The 20036-nt window shown below is 27.3% G+C and carries 23 protein-coding genes, 2 tRNA genes and 1 riboswitch; of the genes, 18 read left to right on the top strand and 7 right to left on the bottom strand.

The features are described 5' to 3' along the window. Window positions 1-18 precede the first annotated feature (18 nt). Window positions 19-564, top strand: coding sequence for a hypothetical protein (locus MKD34_RS04615; RefSeq protein WP_240218388.1), 546 nt, complete (start codon window positions 19-21; stop codon window positions 562-564). Window positions 565-589: 25 nt separating this feature from the next. On the opposite strand, the gene MKD34_RS04610 is transcribed toward MKD34_RS04615, so the two are convergent. Next, window positions 590-802, bottom strand: coding sequence for a hypothetical protein (locus MKD34_RS04610; protein WP_240218387.1), 213 nt, complete (start codon window positions 800-802; stop codon window positions 590-592). 203 nt (window positions 803-1005) lie between these two features. Here MKD34_RS04610 and MKD34_RS04605 point away from each other — a divergent pair. The 4 genes from MKD34_RS04605 to MKD34_RS04590 all read left to right on the top strand — a co-directional run bounded on the left by MKD34_RS04605 (window position 1006) and on the right by MKD34_RS04590 (window position 2152). Further along, window positions 1006-1093, top strand: a tRNA-Leu gene (locus tag MKD34_RS04605). A 15-nt stretch (window positions 1094-1108) separates the two neighbouring features. After that, a tRNA-Asp gene (locus tag MKD34_RS04600) sits at window positions 1109-1185 on the top strand. Between the two features lie 97 nt (window positions 1186-1282). Next, complete coding sequence (locus MKD34_RS04595) at window positions 1283-1813, top strand: lipocalin family protein (protein WP_240218385.1); 531 nt, start codon at window positions 1283-1285, stop codon at window positions 1811-1813. Between the two features lie 33 nt (window positions 1814-1846). Further along, on the top strand, window positions 1847-2152 hold the full coding sequence (locus tag MKD34_RS04590; RefSeq protein ID WP_240218384.1) for a hypothetical protein: 306 nt from the start codon (window positions 1847-1849) through the stop codon (window positions 2150-2152). 41 nt (window positions 2153-2193) lie between these two features. On the opposite strand, the gene MKD34_RS04585 is transcribed toward MKD34_RS04590, so the two are convergent. Then, entirely contained in the window at window positions 2194-2976 is a 783-nt protein-coding gene (locus MKD34_RS04585; RefSeq protein ID WP_240218383.1) for a nitroreductase family protein, read from the bottom strand. A 163-nt stretch (window positions 2977-3139) separates the two neighbouring features. Here MKD34_RS04585 and MKD34_RS04580 point away from each other — a divergent pair, with 163 nt between their 5' ends. Continuing rightward, entirely contained in the window at window positions 3140-4174 is a 1035-nt protein-coding gene (locus MKD34_RS04580; RefSeq protein WP_240218378.1) for an NAD(P)H-dependent amine dehydrogenase family protein, read from the top strand. Window positions 4175-4267: 93 nt separating this feature from the next. After that, window positions 4268-5038 (top strand): EFR1 family ferrodoxin, encoded by a 771-nt coding sequence (locus tag MKD34_RS04575; protein ID WP_240218376.1) that lies wholly within the window; start codon window positions 4268-4270, stop codon window positions 5036-5038. 326 nt (window positions 5039-5364) lie between these two features. On the opposite strand, the gene MKD34_RS04570 is transcribed toward MKD34_RS04575, so the two are convergent. Further along, window positions 5365-5703 carry a hypothetical protein gene (locus tag MKD34_RS04570; RefSeq protein ID WP_240218374.1) on the bottom strand — a complete coding sequence of 113 codons (339 nt, stop codon included), beginning with the start codon at window positions 5701-5703 and terminating at the stop codon, window positions 5365-5367. Window positions 5704-6720: 1017 nt separating this feature from the next. Here MKD34_RS04570 and MKD34_RS04565 point away from each other — a divergent pair. The 5 genes from MKD34_RS04565 to MKD34_RS04545 all read left to right on the top strand — a co-directional run bounded on the left by MKD34_RS04565 (window position 6721) and on the right by MKD34_RS04545 (window position 11620). Continuing rightward, window positions 6721-8226: a reverse transcriptase domain-containing protein gene (locus MKD34_RS04565; RefSeq protein ID WP_240218372.1), complete on the top strand. Its 1506-nt coding sequence runs from the start codon at window positions 6721-6723 to the stop codon at window positions 8224-8226. 635 nt (window positions 8227-8861) lie between these two features. Beyond that, on the top strand, window positions 8862-9824 hold the full coding sequence (locus tag MKD34_RS04560; RefSeq protein WP_240218371.1) for a hypothetical protein: 963 nt from the start codon (window positions 8862-8864) through the stop codon (window positions 9822-9824). 8 nt (window positions 9825-9832) lie between these two features. Beyond that, window positions 9833-10435 carry a hypothetical protein gene (locus MKD34_RS04555; protein WP_240218365.1) on the top strand — a complete coding sequence of 201 codons (603 nt, stop codon included), beginning with the start codon at window positions 9833-9835 and terminating at the stop codon, window positions 10433-10435. A 248-nt stretch (window positions 10436-10683) separates the two neighbouring features. Then, the gene (locus MKD34_RS04550; protein ID WP_240218364.1) at window positions 10684-11118 is read left to right on the top strand and encodes a hypothetical protein; all 435 of its coding nucleotides are present in this window, start codon (window positions 10684-10686) and stop codon (window positions 11116-11118) included. A 220-nt stretch (window positions 11119-11338) separates the two neighbouring features. Next, window positions 11339-11620, top strand: a complete 282-nt coding sequence (locus MKD34_RS04545; protein ID WP_240218363.1) for a hypothetical protein — start codon at window positions 11339-11341, stop codon at window positions 11618-11620. A gap of 39 nt (window positions 11621-11659) precedes the next feature. On the opposite strand, the gene MKD34_RS04540 is transcribed toward MKD34_RS04545, so the two are convergent. Then, window positions 11660-12574 carry a site-specific integrase gene (locus MKD34_RS04540; RefSeq protein ID WP_240218362.1) on the bottom strand — a complete coding sequence of 305 codons (915 nt, stop codon included), beginning with the start codon at window positions 12572-12574 and terminating at the stop codon, window positions 11660-11662. Window positions 12575-12941: 367 nt separating this feature from the next. Next, entirely contained in the window at window positions 12942-14480 is a 1539-nt protein-coding gene (guaA, locus tag MKD34_RS04535) for a glutamine-hydrolyzing GMP synthase (protein WP_240218361.1), read from the bottom strand. A gap of 65 nt (window positions 14481-14545) precedes the next feature. Further along, window positions 14546-14643: riboswitch (purine riboswitch) on the bottom strand. Between the two features lie 165 nt (window positions 14644-14808). Between guaA and rnmV the strand changes: the two genes are divergently transcribed. Further along, window positions 14809-15372 (top strand): ribonuclease M5, encoded by a 564-nt coding sequence (gene rnmV / locus MKD34_RS04530; RefSeq protein WP_240218360.1) that lies wholly within the window; start codon window positions 14809-14811, stop codon window positions 15370-15372. 37 nt (window positions 15373-15409) lie between these two features. Here rnmV and MKD34_RS04525 read toward each other — a convergent pair whose 3' ends face one another. Then, complete coding sequence (locus MKD34_RS04525) at window positions 15410-15691, bottom strand: hypothetical protein (RefSeq protein WP_240218359.1); 282 nt, start codon at window positions 15689-15691, stop codon at window positions 15410-15412. A 9-nt stretch (window positions 15692-15700) separates the two neighbouring features. Continuing rightward, window positions 15701-15838, bottom strand: coding sequence for a hypothetical protein (locus tag MKD34_RS04520; RefSeq protein WP_240220107.1), 138 nt, complete (start codon window positions 15836-15838; stop codon window positions 15701-15703). 161 nt (window positions 15839-15999) lie between these two features. Between MKD34_RS04520 and udk the strand changes: the two genes are divergently transcribed. From udk to MKD34_RS04495, 5 genes are all read left to right on the top strand, one after another. Continuing rightward, on the top strand, window positions 16000-16632 hold the full coding sequence (gene udk / locus MKD34_RS04515; RefSeq protein ID WP_240218358.1) for a uridine kinase: 633 nt from the start codon (window positions 16000-16002) through the stop codon (window positions 16630-16632). Between the two features lie 4 nt (window positions 16633-16636). Next, window positions 16637-17254 carry a deoxynucleoside kinase gene (locus tag MKD34_RS04510; protein WP_240218357.1) on the top strand — a complete coding sequence of 206 codons (618 nt, stop codon included), beginning with the start codon at window positions 16637-16639 and terminating at the stop codon, window positions 17252-17254. Between the two features lie 100 nt (window positions 17255-17354). Next, window positions 17355-17966: a LysE family transporter gene (locus MKD34_RS04505; protein WP_240218356.1), complete on the top strand. Its 612-nt coding sequence runs from the start codon at window positions 17355-17357 to the stop codon at window positions 17964-17966. A 33-nt stretch (window positions 17967-17999) separates the two neighbouring features. Beyond that, window positions 18000-19055 carry a tRNA 2-thiouridine(34) synthase MnmA gene (mnmA, locus tag MKD34_RS04500; protein WP_240218355.1) on the top strand — a complete coding sequence of 352 codons (1056 nt, stop codon included), beginning with the start codon at window positions 18000-18002 and terminating at the stop codon, window positions 19053-19055. Between the two features lie 143 nt (window positions 19056-19198). After that, window positions 19199-20026: an SIR2 family protein gene (locus tag MKD34_RS04495; protein WP_240218354.1), complete on the top strand. Its 828-nt coding sequence runs from the start codon at window positions 19199-19201 to the stop codon at window positions 20024-20026. Window positions 20027-20036: the final 10 nt, after the last annotated feature.

The following is a 20036-nucleotide window of genomic DNA, read 5'->3' as shown; positions in this document are numbered from 1 at the left end:
AATGTAGTAGGAGGAAAGATGAAAAAGGTATATTTAATTATGATGTCAGTAGTCTTAGCTAGTGCAGTGTCTTTTGGTGCAGAAATGAAATCGATGAAGTCTGAAACTCAAAGGGATAGGGAGGTAGAGGAAACTTTAATCAAAACCTATTCTCTTAAAAGAGGAGAGGATATAGTTCACTATATGTATAATAAAGTAGATTTAAATGGAGATAAAAAACCAGAAGTTATAGTTTATGCATATGGACCTATGTTAGGAGGATCTGGAGGAGATTCAGGACTTATTTTAAAAGAGATCAGTGAAGGATACCAAGTTATATCTGAACTATCATTAGTTCGTACACCAATAATAATAAGTAACAATAAAACAAATGGATGGAATGATATTATAATGGAAGTTTCAGGAGGAGGGGCAACTCCAGGACGAGCAGTATTGAAGTTTAATGGAAAGAAGTACCCATCTAATCCATCTACTCAACCTATGTTAGAAAAAGATGCTAAAATAGAAGGAGTTAAAATTTTAGCAGATGAATTTGTACCAAACGTGGGAATACCTTTAGAATAATTTGTAATAAAAAAGACACTAGAGATTACTCAGTGTCTTTTTTGTTGCTTCTTATAATTTCAACGATTTGATAAATTAATAAAGCTATATCTCCAATTAAAAAGAGAACAAAAGTTATTAATTCCTCATCAGTAGATTCCATTTGAATTAAATGAAAAGATATAAATAGAATTAATATTATGTTTGCAAAGAAAAGGGCTCTTTTTCTTTTATTTTTAAAAAATGCATTATTTTTCATAAAAACCATCCTTAAAGTAGCATAATCAAATTAATTATATTATACCATTATTAGTTTTAAAAGAAAAGAAATTAAACTAATTGTTCGGAAGTTAGTCTAAAAAAATAACGAAAATTTTTTTAAAAAAATAGTTGATTTTTTTTGCAAAAATTGCTAAAATTAATAACGAATACAGAAGACAGAAAAAGCTTCTTAACTGAAATGCCTGGGTGGCGGAATAGGTAGACGCACAGGACTTAAAATCCTGAGCTATCTGATAGCGTGCCGGTTCGATTCCGGCCCCAGGCACCATATATATTTTTTAATGGGGGTGTAGCTCAGTTGGTTAGAGCGCATGCCTGTCACGCATGAGGTCGCGAGTTCGACCCTCGTCACTCCCGCCATTAAAGAGCTTAAAAGATGTAGAGATACATCTTTTTTTTATTTTTTATTAGGAAATATAAAATAATTGAGTATATTTAAAATATGGAGGTGTTTTAGATGATTTTAAAAAGAAAACTATTTTATTATTTAAAAATAACTTTAATTTTATTAAGTTCTATTTTATTATTAAGTTGTTCTAGTTCACCTAAAGTAGAGAAAAATTTTGATTTTTCTGTAGAAAAGTATTTGGGAAAATGGTATGAGATAAAACGATTCAACCATGGGTTTGAAAAAGGTCTAAAAGAAGTTACAGCAAATTATGCGTTAGAAAAAAATGGAAAAATATCTGTTATTAATAGAGGTATAGATTCTAAAAATAAAGAGAGTGTATTTTATGCAACAGCTAAACAAACAGAGGTACCAAATTTTTTAAAAGTATATCCAAATGCTTTTCCTTTAATAGGAGCCCAGTATAATGTGGCATGGATAAGTGAGGATTATAAGTATGCTATAGTAACAAGTTCATCGTATAAATATTTATGGTTTTTATCGAGGGAGAAAAGTATTCCTTTAGATATTTATAATGAGATGATTCAGAAAGCTAAAACATTAGGTTTTAAAACAGAGAATTTAATAGATGGGCAATAGTAAAATTAAAAATAAATATGAAAGAGGTTGAGTATGAAGAAAATAGTTTTAATAGTTGCAATATTAGGTCTTGTAGGATGTTCTAACAGTAAAAAAGTGGAAACAAACAGTTCACCTAAAATGGTAGGAGCATATGGAAGCAGTAAAATGGATTCTATGGGAGAGGTTGCTTTAAATAAATTAGTTCAAGAGAAAAAACTTGGAAAGAATTATAAGTTAATAGAGTATAAAAAGCAGATTGTAGCTGGTATAAATCATAAATTTATATTAGAAATCAATGGAAAATTGCAGCAGTTTGTTGTATATGAATCTTTAAATGGAAAATTTACTGTAAAATAAAAATAAAGCCTCTTAGAATTAAATCTAAGGGGCTTTTAATTCTATTTAGTCCAAGAATCTATAGCAGCTTTAACAGATCTATTCATCTCTTTCATAAAGCTAGAAGTTATTTTTCTTTTATACATATGGATAGCTTCGTTGTGACATCCAGGAAGGAAATTAGGTTTTGAAATTTTGTTTCTTTCAATTTCCATAGCTTTAAATTCTTCACTTTCAATATGTCTATAACTATTTTCAAAAACAATCATCTCCTTAGGGTATCTTGGAGGTTGAGGTCGATTTTTTTGTTGTTCAGTTGGATATCCAAAACAGATAAGAGTAACTGGAAAAGTGTATTTTGGAAGATTAAACATCTCCTTATGAATTTCAAAATTTTCCATAATATCTCCAATATAACAACTACCAAGACCTAACATTTCAGCAGAGGTAACAGCTGTTTGTGCAGCAATTAGTGCATCATTAATAGCAAGTAATAAATCCCCTTCACCAGGATGGTACATCTCAATATTGTTTTCTTTATTGTACTCATCTACTCCAGAAGTTTTTAAATAGTCCATCCATCTTTGAAAATCTGCTAAAAATAGTAAAAGATATGGTGCTTTACCAATCATAGGCTGATTATCACAAGTTTCAACTAATTTATTTTTTAAATTTTCATCTGTAACTTCAATAATAGAGTACATCATCATATTTCCAGCAGTCGGAGCTCTTAAAGTTGACTCAATAATTGCATTTTTAATCTCTTCAGAGAGTTTCTCATCACTATAAGCTCTAACAGATTTTCGATTCATCAATACATCAAGATTTTTTAATAAATTATTCATTTAACTCCCCCTTGATAAATATTATTTTTAAAAGTTTAAAGAATAGTATCATAAAAGAGTGTCCTTGTCTATTTTCTTTTATTGAATTTTAAAGGATTTGTGAAATGTTTATAGTAACATGTGAATATATATACTTATACAAAAATTTAAGAGGTGATTTGTTATGAAAAATGAAAAAATTAGAGTGGTTCAGTATGGTTGTGGTAAGATGTCTAAGTATATTTTGAGATATTTATATGAGAAAGGTGCTGAAATTGTAGGTGCAATAGACTCAAATCCAGCTTTAGAAGGAGTAGATGTTGGTGAATATGCTGGATTAGGATTTAAATTAGGTGTAAAAATAAGTAATGATGCTGATAAGGTTTTAGATGAAACAGATCCAAATATAGCAATAGTAACAACTTTTAGTTTTATAAAGGATTGTTATGATCAGTTTGAAAAATGTTTGTTAAGAGGAATAAATGTGGTAACAACATGTGAGGAAGCTATATACCCTTGGACAACAGCATCAGCTTTAACTAATAAATTAGATGTGTTAGCTAAAGAGAATGGATGTACAATAACTGGTTCAGGAATGCAAGACCTTTATTGGATAAATATGGTAGCGTTAGTTGCAAGTGGAGTTCATGATATAAAGAAAATAACAGGAGCTGTTAGTTATAATGTTGAGGATTATGGTTTAGCTTTAGCTAAAGCTCATGGAGCTGGATTTACAAAAGAGGAGTTTGAAAAAAGTTTAGCTCATCCAGAATCTTTAGAGCCAAGTTATGTTTGGAATTCCAATGAAGCTCTTTGTAATTTAATGGGATGGACTATTAAGAGCCAAACTCAAAAATGTGTTCCATACTTCCACGAAAAAGAGATCTATTCAAAAACTTTAGATAAAACAATAGAGGTTGGAATGTGTATAGGAATGAGTGCTGTTGTGACAACTGAAACATTCCAAGGACCAATAATAGAAACACAATGTATAGGAAAGGTTTATGGACCTGAAGATGGAGATATGTGTGATTGGAAAATTATAGGTGAGCCAGATACAGAGTTTTATGTGAAAAAACCAGCAACAGTTGAACATACTTGTGCAACTATTGTAAATAGAATTCCAAGCATAATAAATGCTCCAGCAGGATATTTAACTGTAGATAAATTAGAAAATCCAGTTTATTTAAGCAATCCAATAAGTTATTATAAAAAATAAAAAAGTATGATTCATCCAATTAAATTTTCTAATCTTGTTATCTATAACTACATAGGGTATACTAAATGAAAAGAGAAGAAAATAGGAGTGAAGATGAAGACAATATATTATTTTTCAGGAACAGGGAATACGTTATATGTAGGAAAATATTTAAAAGAAAATTGCTCGTACAATTTGGTGAATATATCAGCAGTAAAAGATGAAAAAGTAATATTAACTGGAGAAGTAGGCTTTTTATTTCCAGTGTATGCAATGGGAATTCCAAAAATAGTAGAGGAGTTTCTAAAAAAAGTTGAAATTGAAAAAGTAGATTATTTGTTTGCAGTTGCAACTTGTGGTGGAAGTGGTTATGGAATACCATTTAATCAAGTTAATGATATTTTATCAGAGAAAGGAAGAGTATTAGACTACTCTGAATACTGCCATATGCCAGATAACTATTTAAAACTATTTAAGGCGATGCCAGAAGATAAAGCTAAAATTGATATTGAATCATCTAAAGGTAAGATGAAGACAATTTGTGATGATATATTAAAAGGAAAAAAATCTTCAGCTAATAGTAATATCTTTTTATATCCAATATTTCTATTGATTTATAAGTTTTGGAGACTTGGATTAAAAACAGTTTCTAAAAAGTTTAAACTGAATGATGAAAGATGTATAAGTTGCGGAATATGTAAAGTTGTTTGTCCTGTTGAAAATATAGAACTAGTTGATGGAAAACCTGTTTGGGATAAAAATTGTGAAGATTGCTTAGCATGTGCAAATCTATGTCCAACTGTTGCTATATCTTGTGGTGGTAAAAGTAAGTATGACAATAGGTATAAAAATCCTTATATTGGGGTTAATGAGTTGAAAAAATAAGGATTTATTATAATGTAATAGTTGCTAAAAAAGATGAATAGTACTTAAAATATAGAGTATTTGTATTGAAGTATTGTAATTTAAGTATAGTAAAGACTGATTACTGTTTTATAGACAAAAGTACATAAAAATGACACTCTAATATGAGTTTTAAGGCGTTCGTTTGAAATTACCCTAATTAGTAGTAGTAGGGTGAAAAAATGTCATATAACAAGTTGTAGATATTCATATAAAGCCTTGAAAACATTGTATTACAAAGGGGTTTCAAGGTAAGGAATATAGTGATAAAAACTAAAAAAAGAGAAGATTTTTCTTCTCTTTTTTGTTTAAATACCACACTCTTGGATCTTCTCTTTAAGCTCAGGTATTGTATTACAATAAAATAGTATATTTTCATAAGTTAAAGGTGTCATAATCTCTTCAGAAAGATGATTCTTAACTCCTGCTTCTGATGAACAATTGAAAATATAGTCATATTTTGCCCAACCGTGATTTGTGATTCCAATGATAAACTCTTCCTCTATATCCCAAGTTCCCCCATGAGTTGTTCGAGTACTTACTTCTCTTCTATAAAAAGGAAGTATCTTTTTTCCAAAATGATCAAAAACTTTAGGAATTTCGCTATTAGAAAGATTTTCAGAAATAGTTTTAATTTTTTTTAACATAATTTATTATTCCCTCCCCCGGTAAGTGTTATAAATATTTTAACATAAAAAAAAGGGTTTTTCTATAATTTAGGAAGAAAAATAGTTGTTTTTTGATACAATTTTTAAAACGTATCTTAAAAATGTACACAATTTAAAGTGAGGAAGATTATACGGTAGAATATCATTAGAAAAGGTTATGTCTTATTATAGGAAGAGGTAGAAATTAATCCAATTTTTTTTATTTTTAATAAATCAAAGCTGTAATTATCAAAAATAGAAAGAGAGTTTTAACATTTATTGTCGGAATAATCCACTTAAAATAGGCATATTTTAGAAATTTTATGAAAAAAACTTGAAAATATTAGTAATCAATATATTTTGTATAGTCTTACTCTCATTTATTAAATTAATATATATTTAAATATTTTTATTAGTTGAGAACAAATGATTTTATAGAGCTTTATAAATTTACTCTATTAATAAAGATAAGAAATAATTTTGACAAATGATTTTTTTGAGTGTATACTCCATATGGGAGGATTGCATCGATAATGGAATGCAACGCAACTAAATAATACTCTAACCATGGAAGAGTTTTAGCTTCTGGTTTCTGTTAACAAATCAAATGTTGACAGAAGCAACAAGGAGTGATAACATGCTAATAAAGGCTGTATTAATTATTAAGATTATTTACAAACTATATGAAGTGTTTACTCTTATAGAGACAATATGATTAGTATTGTCTTCTAGATTTTTACTACATAAAATTTTATGTAGGTGGTGGTTATAAACGGGACTCAAATAAGCCACCAATTTTTATATAATGTTTGAGTCTTTTACAGAGTATGTTGCCTTAATTGATTTAAGTTCCTGCTTCTGTCAACATTTGATTTGTTAACAGAAATAATATTTGTTATATAGATATATTATATCACATTTTGTTGCTTGTAGTTATTTTATATAACTAAAGAATTTTACTACAAAATATAGTAGGGGGTGGCAGTCTATCTGAAGTAATTTAGATAGATTTTTTTTATGAATTTAGATGAGAGAATATTAAAAAATTTAACTTGTGAAAATTTAAAAGAAGTATACGAGAAATTTAAGGAAAAAAAACATGATTATTTATCTATTCCAGAAAAAGATAAAAGACAAATGGGTGAAGATGGAATAAGTTTAAGAACTTATGATAAAATTTTTACAGATAGTAATAATTTTTTAGCAATAATAAATAGAGTAAAAAATAGAAAATATTTATTTAAACCTTTCAGAGAAATAGAAATTTCAAAAGATAAAAGACTTTCATTAAAAGAAGCAAAATTAAAAAATAAAATAAGAGTTTTATCAATAGCAAATGTTAAAGATACGGTTGTTCAGCAAGTTATTTATGAAAGTATAAAAGAATATACAGAAAAAAAATTTAAAGAAATTGATTTAGTAAGCTACGCATATAGAGAGGGGAAATCAGCTCCTTCGGCAGTTAGAAGAATACAAAAATATATAGAGTTAGATTATAAATATGTTTTAAATATGGATTTAAGTAAATTTTTTGATACTATAAATCATAAGTTGATGATAAATGATTTATATAAATTTTTTGGAAAAGATAATAAAATATTACTTACTATTTTAAAGAATTTTTTGTATTCATACAGAATAACATCTAAAAATTTAAAAGAGACGAAATATAAAGGGAGAAAATTAAGACCAACTTTAAAAATTTTTCATAATGTTAAAGTTAAAAGAGAGAGAAGAGAAAAGGGAATTCCTCAAGGAGGAGTTCTTTCAGGGTTACTAGCAAATATTTATTTATATGACTTTGATTTATGGATTTCGAACATTTTGAGAAGAAAGTATGATTTGAAATATATAAGATATGCTGACGATTTCTTAATATTATTAAAAAATGATGAAAAAATAGAAGAAATTTTTAAAGAAGTTGAAAGTCAGTTATCAAAGAAAGAATTAAAAGTACATCCATTAGGAGAAAAAAGTGAAGTTATAAACTTAAATGAGAGATCAACTAATTATGTTGGATTTGAAATAAAGAAAAATAAAGTAAAAGTAAAAAAAAATAATGAAATAGCATTTAAAAATAAAATAAAATTTATCTTGAATGAAGCCGAAAAGTTGCAAGAGTTTGAAGAAAAGAAATCAATCAAAGTATTAAATAATATAATTAGGAAAATAAATTTTAAAATTATTGGGAATAGAGCATTTTATGAAAAATGTGAAAAATGTGGAAAAGAACCAGATTATAAAAATTGGATAGGATACTTCGGAAACATAACTGATGTCCATCAATTGAAAAAGATTGATAGATGGATATTTAATAATTTAAAATTTTTTATGTATAAAAATTTTGGATTTAAAATAAAAAAATCAAATTATTATTATTTAAAAGCTAATAATTTTGAACAAAATTTGTATAAATTAAGGCGCTTGGAATTAGAGTATTATGGATATAGAAAGAGCTTAAGAAAAAAAATAGAATTTTGCAAATGTACTCCAAAAGAAAAAAGTGAGTTTGAACAATATTAGATAATAGAAAAAATCCTTGAAAATTTTCGGGGAATTTTTTATTTATCATAAAATAGGTAATAGAGTAATTTTTTTTGTAAATGAATATAGAGATGTATTTTTAGTGTGAGAAATTAATCTTGTAGTAGTGGCTAGTAAGGTATCTTGAAGTAATCTACTGATATCATAGCTTTATAACAAGCATTTTCTTTGAGTTTTAAAAAGTTTGTTTTACCACTTTTTGAGTAAAAAATACTATTACTCTGGTAGTAATAAAAAAACACCTTGAATTAATCAAGGTGTTTTATATTTTTAATTATTATTCCCACTCAACTTTAAAAAAATTATTTACTTTTAAACCTATTGATTTCATTAGGATTTTGATAGGTCAAAAACTTAAAAATAAGTATTTTTTATTGTTTTTTTTATAAAATGGGTGCATTTTGGGTGCATTTATAAAATACATTAACTAGCAAAAAACTTAAAATATTACACAAAATTGGAAATAAGCTAATAAATTATTTACAATCTTTTTTATTAAAGAATATCCATTTTTAATTTAATCACCTCACTATATAAAATTTATATATGAAAAAAATATATAAGTGTTATACAATTTAATCGAAGATACTTAAAAGGGGGAAAAACAATCAAAAATGGAAATATTAATACATAAGAAAGAGAATATAACTGTAGAAAAAAAAATTGAAATTTTAAAAAGTTTAAAAAATTTAAATATTAGTTTTATGAATATTTATGTAGGAGAAGCTAATAAAACAAAAACTAATAAGTACAATTTATTTTTTTTAAAAAAAGTAGAAGGGGGAGATTTAATTAAGGATGTAAAAAAGGAAATAGAGTGCTGTGAAAGAAAAGAGAAAATACCATATAATCCAATATTTAGTGAAGATCAAATTATTATTTTAGATTCTTGTGAGATAAAAGTATGGAAAGAAATTAAAAAAAAATTAGAAGATGAAAATATTTCGATACCACCTTTTTCAAATTTCACTGGGAAAACATTATCTATACTAATTTATGAGCTCTCTACAAATAAAGGTAATTATTATTTGATTTTTAATTACAAAAATAGTATGTTTTTAAAAAAAAGAACATATATAGCAACACTTGTAGCTGATGAAATGAAAATAATAAATAAAAATGTTAATACAGTGACCCTAGAAGTGAGTCCTGCTGTGATGATAAATAATAATAAATTATACATATTAAACTTAAAAATAGCAGAGGAACTTCTGCATTTAGAAGAATTTTATATTGAAGAATTTGAAAAAATAAAACCTGATCTTGAAGATATTTTAATTTTTAATAATGTAGTAACAACAAATAAAAAAGATAAAAGTCATCTGATGTATGGAATAAAAAATAACGGAATTAAAAGATTTAAAAGTTTAACATCACAAGAGAGAGAAAAAGCATTAGATAAATTAAAAAAAGGTTATAAATTAAAAACTGGAAATGAATTAAGTATAGAAATGGAAAATGGGAAAATAGATCTTAATAATTTAAGAGCAAAAGAAAAAACTTGTGTAATAATGTTAATATCAGGTAAATCAGCAATAAAAATAGTGGAAGAAACATTATCAGTACCTATGGATTAGGAGGAAAAATGAAAAAAATAATTGTATTTTTATACTTTAGAATTGTAGTTTATTTTCTTTCATTTGTATCATATAATATGAAATTATTTAATTTTTCAAAAATTATAAAGATTATCAATGAAAAAAATATATCCATATATATGAATATTTATTGGTTAGAATTAATAATATTTACCTTAATAATATTTATAATGGTTTTAGGTAAAATTTTTATTAATATAAAACTTCAAAAGTCTCAAGGTTTGGAAATACAAGTAGAAAAAATAGAAAAAAAATCTCCAGAAACACAGATAATGTATATTGGAACATATTTGCTACCATTGATTGCATCTTTTTATAGATTAAATATAGTCTGGTTAGTTTGCTATGAAATTTTTATTCTTTCAATTTATTATAAAAATATAAATTATCATTATAGTATTTTATTAGGATTTCTATATAAAAATTATAAAATAACAGATGTTGAAGGTAAAGAATATATATTATATAGTAATAAAAATGAAAAAGAAATGACAACAAGTAAAAAATTTATTGTATCTTCTGTTAATTTTGGAGACGAAATTATTATAAACAAACTCTATTTTTTACAAAAAATAGAAAAAAGTAATTAAAAATAAAGTTAATTCTTTTTGAGGTTAACTCTATATTTTTCTCAATAACTCAGTCATTTTTCTATTACTATTAGAAAACAATACTATAATCGAAAATTTTAAATTACAATTATTCCGAGCAATAACTTATGTTTGCAGTAGATTATATCACAATTTACTACAACATTGCTTTTAAAAAAATAAAAGTAAATTAAACAAAAGACCTTATATGAGGTCTTTTATTTAATTTGCTAAAAAGGAGAACAATTTTGAATTTTAATAAAGAAAAAAAATATAAAGAAAATTTAAAAGAAATAACAAATAGAATATCAAAGTTAGATGACATTTTATTTGAATACCCAGCTAGATTGAATTACTCAATAGAAGAAATAGAGTGGTGTGCATTATTGATACGAAAAATTTTAGAAAAAATTGTTTTCGGTATTTTAATACTGAATTATGATTTATATAAAAAAAGTGGAAAAGATATAAAAGAATGGAATATAAAAAGAATATTAGAAATTTTAGAAAAAGAAAAAGGTGAAGAAGTATTTTTAAAAATGTTACCCTGGGAAGATGGAAATATTAAATACTATGGAAAATCAAAAAAAATGACTCAAAAAAAATTTATAAAAATTTATAATCAGGTATCAGGAATAATACATGAAAGAAATCCATTTAAAAAATTAAATGAAAAAAAATAATGGAAATAAAAGAAGAGTTAGAATTAATAAGAGATGAAATAATAACTATGCTGAACAGACACGAAATTTCAGGATTAGAAATAAAAATGAAAGATATAAACAATAATTGTGGAAATTATTTTGGCAGTACCTGGAAATAGTAGTCAAATGTATTAAACTATTGACAATATGGACTTTGTAAAGTATATAAGAATTATAGACACAAATTAGGGAGGAAAATATGTCAGTAAAAGTAAAAAATAAAAAAGGGACAGGAAATAATAATGCTCCTAGTGGGTATTCATCTTGGAAAGATTTTTGGGAAAAGAAAACAGGGAAAAAATTTGGAATTTGTGGAGCAATAAGTTGCTGTTCACTAGCAGAACATGGTGGACATGTTTATAAAGTATCAAAAACAGCAAAAGAGTATATTATACCTTTGTGCGCAGAGTGTAATAATCCAAACAATACGGATGAGTATGAAGTTGTTGAAAGTTGGTTACAAGAAGTTAATGAGAAATAATTAAGAAGTATAAAGAGATTGAGATTTAAAAGAATCTCTTTATACTTCTCTTAATAACTCCATCATCTCTTTATTACTATTAGGAAATAAATGAGAATAAGTATTTAAGGTTGTTTCAACCTTTTCATGTCCCAATCTTCTAGCAATAGTTAGAGGATTAACACCTAAATGAATAAGTAAGGATGCATGTGAATGTCTGAGATCATGTATCCTTATTTTTTTTACTCCAGCAATTTCTGAATATTTTTTCATAGCATGTTCAAAAATATATTTAGTATGAGGAATTAATCTTGTACTGGGTTTTGGTTTATAAAGTGTCTTGAGATAATCTTTTAGTACAGGAATTAACTGAGAAGGCATTTCAATGATTCTTTTACTCTTAGGAGTCTTAGGTTCAGTAATGACATCTTCTTTATTTAATCTCTGATAAGACTTATTAATATTTAAAGTTTCATTTTCAAAATCTATATCTTTTATTTCAAGAGCTAGAAGCTCTCCAACTCTAAGACCACACCAGAATAAAATATTAAATCCTGCATAAGCAGCAGGGTGATCTTTAATAGCTTCAATAAATAATTTAAACTCTTCTGGAGTCCAGATGTTCATTTCCTCAGCATGTTTCTTTCCAATACTTCCAGCTTTATGACAAGGATTTTCTTGTAATGAATGAAACTTAATAGCATAGTTAAAAAAAGCTGTAAGCTGATTATGAATAGTTTTAATATAGGTTTGACTATATGGATTTCCACTACTTGGGTTTATAGCTTTTAAAAGTTCATTTTGCCATTTTCTAACTATAACTGGAGTAATATGATTAAGTTTCATATTTTTAAAAAATGGTAGGATTTTCATTTCAATTATATACTTTTTCTTTATGATAGTATATTCTCTTAATCTATGACTTAAATCATCTATATAAAGTTCATATTTATATTTGTTTTCTAAATCTATCACTTCATCTTTTTGAGTAGTTCTAGACTCTATAAAACATCTTATATCTTCAACTTTTATAATTTCTAAATCCAGAGCATCATAAACTATATTTAGATCTAATTCTTTTCCAGTTAGAAGTTTAACTGCTTGAGTTAAAAGAGTTGCTATATATTTAGTAAAGCAGAAAAATAAATTATTTGAAATTAAAGTAAATTTGATTTTATAAAAAAATTAGGTGTATAAACTATTAATATTTAAAATAAAAGGAGGAGTTAATATATTTTATTAGAAATATAGATTATAGAATTATAAAAAATAAAATAATGATATTCTAAAGGTAATAAAAAAAACACCTTGATTGATTCAAGGTGTTTTGTATTTTTAATTATTATTCCCACTCGATAGTAGCAGGTGGCTTAGATGAGATATCGTAAGTTAATCTGTTGATTCCCTTAACCTCATTTATGATTCTATTAGAAACTTTATCTAAGAACTCATATGGTAATCTAGACCATGTAGCAGTCATAAAGTCAATAGTGTTAGCTGATCTTAAAACAGCAGTGTACTCATAAGTTCTTTCGTCTCCCATAACTCCAACTGATTTAACAGGTAAAAGTACAACGAAAGCTTGGCTAACCTCTTTATATAAATCAGCAGCTCTTAACTCTTTAATAAAGATATCGTCAGCTTCTCTTAAGATATCAGCTTTCTCTTTATCAACTTCTCCTAAGATTCTGATTCCAAGTCCTGGACCTGGGAATGGGTGTCTGTCAACCATGTGAGCAGGGATTCCTAACTCTCTTCCAACAGCTCTAACCTCATCTTTGAATAACTCTCTTAAAGGCTCAAGTAATTCAAATTTCATATCCTCAGGAAGTCCTCCAACGTTGTGGTGAGATTTAATTGTAGCAGAAGGTCCTTTTACAGATTGAGACTCTATTACATCTGGATAGATTGTTCCTTGAGCAAGGAATTTAACATCAGTTAATTTAGATGCCTCATCATTGAATACTTCAACGAACTCTTTTCCAATTATTTTTCTCTTAGCTTCTGGATCAGTAACTCCAGCTAATTTGCTTAGGAATCTCTCTTCAGCATCAACGCATTTAATGTTCATGTGGAAGTTTTCTCCGTAGATCTCCATTACGTTTTTAGCTTCGTCTTTTCTAAGAAGTCCTGTATCAACGAAAATACAGATTAATTGATCTCCAATAGCTTTGTGTATTAATGCAGCAGCAACAGAAGAGTCAACTCCTCCAGAAAGTCCAAGTAAAACTTTCTTATCTCCTACAGTTTCTTTTATAGATTTAACTGTTTGCTCAATGTAGTTACCCATTGACCAGTTCTTTTCACATTTAGCAACTCCGAATACGAAGTTCTCTAACATCTTTGCTCCATACTCAGAGTGAGTAACCTCAGCGTGGTATTGGATACAGTAGATATTTTTTTCAACATTAGCAGAAGCAGCTATACAAGAATCTGTATGAGCGATTTGCTTAAATCCTTCTGGTAATACTGTTACGTGGTCTCCATGACTCATCCAAACTTGGTTTAAGTTAGGAACATCTTTGAATAATGGACTTTCTAATTCGTCAATAATAAGCTCAGCTTTTCCAAACTCTTGCTTATCAGCTCTTTCAACAGTTCCACCTAATAATTGAGAAGTTAATTGCATTCCGTAACAGATTCCTAAAACTGGAATTCCTTGCTCATATAATGCCTTTTCAATTGTTGGCGATCCATCTAAATAAACTGAAGCAGGTCCACCAGAAAGGATGATACCTTTAGGCTCTCTAGCTAAAATATCCTCTAACGGTTCGAAATAAGGAACAACCTCAGCGTAAACTCCCATTTCTCTTACTCTTCTTGCTATTAACTGGTTATACTGAGAACCAAAGTCAAGAATAATGATGCTATTTTTCTTCATAAAAACCTCCAAAATATAATAAAAAAAGAGACAATCATACTCTATAAAAAAACAGAAGGTAGACTAATCCCTTTTATCTTTTTCATAGAAACTAATTTACGGTTAGTTGTAGAGACGCTGCACCATATTTGCAACTTATACGAATGAATATATTTACTTTTGCAACATTCTAGCACATAAATAGAAAGGTTGTCAACAATAATTAAATAATTTAATCACAAGTAAAAAGACCTATAATCATATAAAAATAAAAAAATAGTATTACATTTAAAAAAATGTTACAATTAAATATAAAATTCACGTTTAAAGTTTGAGAGGATATAAATTTATGAAAAAGACAATTAAAGAGGTTATCGTTGTTGAAGGAAGAGACGATATATCTGCAGTAAAAGCAGCAGTAGATGCTGAGATTATACAAACTAATGGTTTTGCTATTAGAAAAAAAGGAAACATAGAGAAATTAAGAGTTGCTTATGAAAATAAAGGGATAATAGTTTTAACAGATCCAGATTTCGTAGGAGAAGAGTTAAGAAAATATATCTTAAAGTTTTTCCCAGAAGCAAAACAAGCTTATATAAGTAGAAAAGAAGGATCTAAAGATGGAGATATCGGTGTTGAAAATGCAACTCCAGAAGCTATAATAAAAGCCTTAGAAAATGCAAAGTGTGAAGTAGTTCAAAATACAGAATCTATATTTAATATGGAGATTCTAATGGATTATAAACTTTCAGGATTTGCTGAGTCTAAGGAGTTAAGAGAAAAGCTTGGAACAGAGTTAAGAATAGGATACTCTAATGCAAAGCAGTTTCTATCTAAATTAAATAGATATGGAATAACTATGGATCAGTTTTTAGTAGCAATAGATAACATAAAAAAAACCAAGGAAAATTAATCCTTGGTTTTTATTTTTCTTTCATTAGGTTTTACTATTAGAAAGTGATTATTTCAGCAGTAGCTTCGTACCACTCACCCTCTTCATCTTCTCCAAACTCAATAAAGAAGTTAACTTGAACATCCTCTAAAGTAAATCCAACACAGTTTTCATCTTCAACTGTAAAGAACTCTATTTTTTTAAATTTTATAGCATCTAACTTTTCTACTAGATCCTCTCTTTGCTCAAAAAGCTCTAATATATCCTCTTTTATAAAGAACTCTCTTTTTTCGAATTCCTCATTAATTCTATCTATTTTTTTCATTAACTCTTCTGTCATATCTTCCTCCTAAAATTTAAAAATTTTCTTAATTCTTTTAACTATCTTTAATAAAGATAGTACAAATTTAATTTTTTTTATTTCAAAGGGAACCTTTTCCAATGCCTTTTTCATCTGAAGGTCAATCTCTTTTTCAGTCATACTCATAAAAAATCTTCTCCTTTAAAAACAACTATATCGTAAAGTATACATCAAAAAAAATATATAGTCTATATTTATATTATATTTTATTTTTTTTTGAAAAATGTGCTATAATGTATAAGATTTAAAAAAATATAAGCAGTAACACTTAAGGAGGAAAACAAAAAATGAAAAATTGCATATTGATCGGAGTAGCTGGAGGAAGTGGAAGCGGAAAAACTACAGTAGCACATAATTTAGTAAAGGCTTTCAAATCAGAAGACGCAGTACTAGTTGAGCAAGATGCTTATTATAAAGAGCTAACTAATTTAACGATAGAGGAGAAGGCTGCAGTTAACTTTGACCATCCAAATTCTATAGAGTTTGATTTATTAAGAGAGCACTTAACTAAACTTGTAAACGGAGAGTCAATAGATAGACCAATCTATGATTTCACAACTCACTCTAGAAAAGAGGGATGCGTAAAGATACACCCATCAAAAATAATAATCGTAGAAGGAATATTAATTTTTGCTGTTCCAGAAATTAGAGAGTTATTTGATGTGAAAATATTCGTAGATACAGATGCTGATGAAATGATCTTAAGAAGAATCGAGAGAGATATGACAGAGAGAGGAAGAAGTTTTGAGTCTGTTAAAAATCAATATTTAAAAACTGTAAAACCGATGTACTTAGAGTTCTGTGAGCCAAGTAAAAGATATGCAGATGTTATAATTCCAAGAGGTGGAGAGAATAAAGTTGCTATTGGAATGGTAACAAGTAACTTAAAAAGATTCCTTCAAAAAGGAGTGTTAGGATAAGATTATGAAAAATGTTATCTGTATAGAAGGAGTTGTTGGAGCTGGAAAAACAACTTTAGGAGAGCTATTAGCTAAAGAGTTATCAATAGAGTTTTTTCAAGAACCGTATATAGATAACCCTTTTTTAGATAAATTCTATTCAAATAAAGAAAGATATTCTTTATTAAGTCAGATGTATTTTTTAAATAAAAGAATAGAAATAATAGAAGAAGCTTCTAAATTCAATGGTTGCATTATGGATAGAAGTATCTATGGTGACTATTTATTTGCAAAAATGCACTTAAAAAATGGATTTATGACAGCCGATGAATTTTCGTTATATCAATCTTTTTGGGAAAAACTAATATCATCAAGAACTAATCCATTATTGATTATTTATTTAGAGACAAGTGTTGATAATGCTATGAGAAAAATAAAGGAAAGAGGAAGAGATTTTGAACTTGGAGTTGAAAAAGAGTATTGGAACTCTTTAAATGAAGAGTACTCTAACTTTTTTAATGAGTATAATGATTCAGTTGTTTTAAAGATAAATATAGATAATATGGATATTAGAGATAATGAAGAGGATAGAAAACAATTTTTTGAGATAGTTAAATCTAAATTGAAACAGCTAAGCCTGTAAAGTCCCAATTAAAGGAAAGTACTTTATATTTTAGTAGAATTATGCTAGAATTGATAAATGAAAAAACATTTATAGAAATACACTTTTGAGGAGAAAAATTATGATTTTTTTAAAAGGGATTATAACAGGTTTAATATTATCGCTTCCCTTTGGACCAGTGGGCATTTACTGTATGGAAAAGGCTATGATCGAAGGCGAAAAAAAAGCGTATGTATCAGCGCTGGGAATGGTAACTGTAGATATAATTTATGGTATTATATCATTTCTATTTATAAGTAGAGTTGAATGTTATGTTATTAAATTCGAAACTCCGCTAAAAGTGTTGATAAGTGTATTTTTAATTTTTGTAGGGAGTAAGAAGTTTTTTGGAAAACCTAAAGTTAAAGAGGTTGAAGATGATAACTATACTTTAGTACAAGACTATTTTGAAACTTTTTTACTTGCAATATTTAATATCTCGTCGATTCTTGTAATTGCAGGAATTTATACACTTCTTGGGATATTAGATAGCCCTATTAGAGAAATGACAGTATTAGAGTTAGGAACTGGAATTGGAATTGGAGGAGCATCACTATGGTTTACAACAATCTTTTTAATATATCATTTTAAAAAGAAAGTAACTATGGATATTCTTTTAAAACTAAGCAAACTTTCAGGATTAATAATTCTAATCTTCGGAATTGCAACTATTATATTTGCCTTCTACAAATAATAATAGAATATTTTATTAAGGATGGTAATATTTATGAACTTAGAGTTTAATAAAGAAAACGAAAACAAAGTTATAGCAGTAGCTATGAGTGGAGGAGTAGATTCGTCTACAGTGGCTTATCTTTTAAAGAAACAAGGTTACAAAATTTTTGGTGTAACTATGAAAACTTGTGGAGAAGAGGATAAGGATGCTAAAAGAATATGTGATGATTTAGGTATTGAGCATTATCTTTTAGATGTAACAGAGGATTTTGGAAAAGAGGTTATCAACTATTTCGTAGATGAGTACAGCTCAGGAAGAACTCCAAATCCATGTATGGTTTGTAACAGAAAAATAAAATTTGGAAAACTTATTGAGTTTGCAAAAGAGTTAGGAGCAGAGGCGTTAGCAACTGGTCACTACGCAAATATCATCGATGGTACATTAGCTATTGGTGATGACATGAATAAGGATCAAGTTTATTTCTTATCACAAATAAAAAAAGAAAACTTAAAGTATATCATTTTCCCAATTGGAAAAATGGAAAAACCAGCTGTTAGAGAGTTAGCAAAAGATTTAGGTGTAAGAGTTTATGCTAAAAAAGACTCTCAAGAGATATGTTTTGTTGAAGATGGAAAACTAAAAGAGTTTTTAATGGAAAAAACTGGTGGAAAAATTGGAAAACCAGGACAAATTGTTAATCTAAAAGGAAAAGTTTTAGGAAAACATAATGGATTAGCATTCTACACAATAGGACAAAGAAAAGGATTGGGAATAGCGTCAGCAAACCCACTTTATGTTATAGAGTTAGATAGAAAAAACAACAGAGTTATTGTTGGAAGCAACGAAGACCTTATGAAAAATACTTTAGTTGCAAATCAACTGAATCTATTTTTAGTAGAGGATGTAAAAGAGTTAGATGGAATGGATTGTTTTGTAAAAGCACGTTCTAGAGATAAATTACATCCATGTAAGGTAAAAGTAGTGGATAAAGATACTATAGAAATTTTATTTACAGAGGATAACGTAAGAGCTGTTACTCCAGGACAAGGAGCAGTATTATATACTGAAGACGGTAAAGTTATCGCAAGTTCTTTCATAATTAAATAAATTTTAAAAGTCTGTAAGTAATAAAGCATTATTTACAGACTTTTTTTTATTTTTTTTAAAAGAATATACTTGTTAAATAGGTAAAATTAAGATATACTTATATTGCCAAAGTGTTTATTTTTTAAAGAAAGAGAGGTGTTACTATGAGTTTTTTCAATAAATTTAATGATACAGACAAAATTAATCTTTTTTTAGGTGATTTTTTAGTAAGAAACGCTGGATATCCAACAAGAAGAGAGTTAGCTAAACTGTTAATGAAAGATATGAAAGAAAATATAAAGGGCTACATAAGAGACGAAAACTCTTTATTCCAAGTTAGCCAAGTTTATTTAGATGGAGTTGTTAGCAGTAGAAGTTCATTATTGAAAAAAATCAAAAATTTGTACGAAACAAACAGAGAAACTGCAGAGGTATTAAATATTTTCTCTGAAAGTAATAAGATTAATGCTGTTTTTTCAACAGATTACGATATAGTTTTAGATGATATAAACTGCAACAAAGTAGTAAAAATATTACCGACAGATGAAGAGTTTACAATAGCATCAAATGGAGAGGTTAAGCATTATAAGATTCTTGGAGATGTAAATAGACATGAAAAGATTTTCGTTTCTATCCAAGACTTTAGAAAGCTAAAAGTTTTAGATTTTTACAAAAACTTTTTCAGAAATATAAAAGAGGATATGGAAAGTTATCCAACGCTAATTTTAGGATTAGACTTAAATAATTCAGACTTTATAGACATGCTAGAAGTTGTATTAACAGGTGTAAATCCAAAAGATGTTATTTACGCTGTAAGTAATTCAAATGTTTTAAAAACAAAAACAATTGAAAGATTAAACGAATTAGGAATAAAATTGTTACCACACAGTGAAGAGGAATTTTTCAAAGAGTTAAAGAGCTACCTATGCTCAATGCAATTAGATGACTCTGAATTAAAAGAGGCATATATTGGAAAAAAGCTCTTTCGGTAACTCCAGATAT

It is taken from the genome of Cetobacterium somerae (genome assembly GCF_022430525.1).
In the GTDB taxonomy this organism is placed as follows: domain Bacteria; phylum Fusobacteriota; class Fusobacteriia; order Fusobacteriales; family Fusobacteriaceae; genus Cetobacterium_A.
Note: the sequence above shows the minus strand (reverse complement) of the source record. Positions and strands in the feature narration are given on the sequence as shown.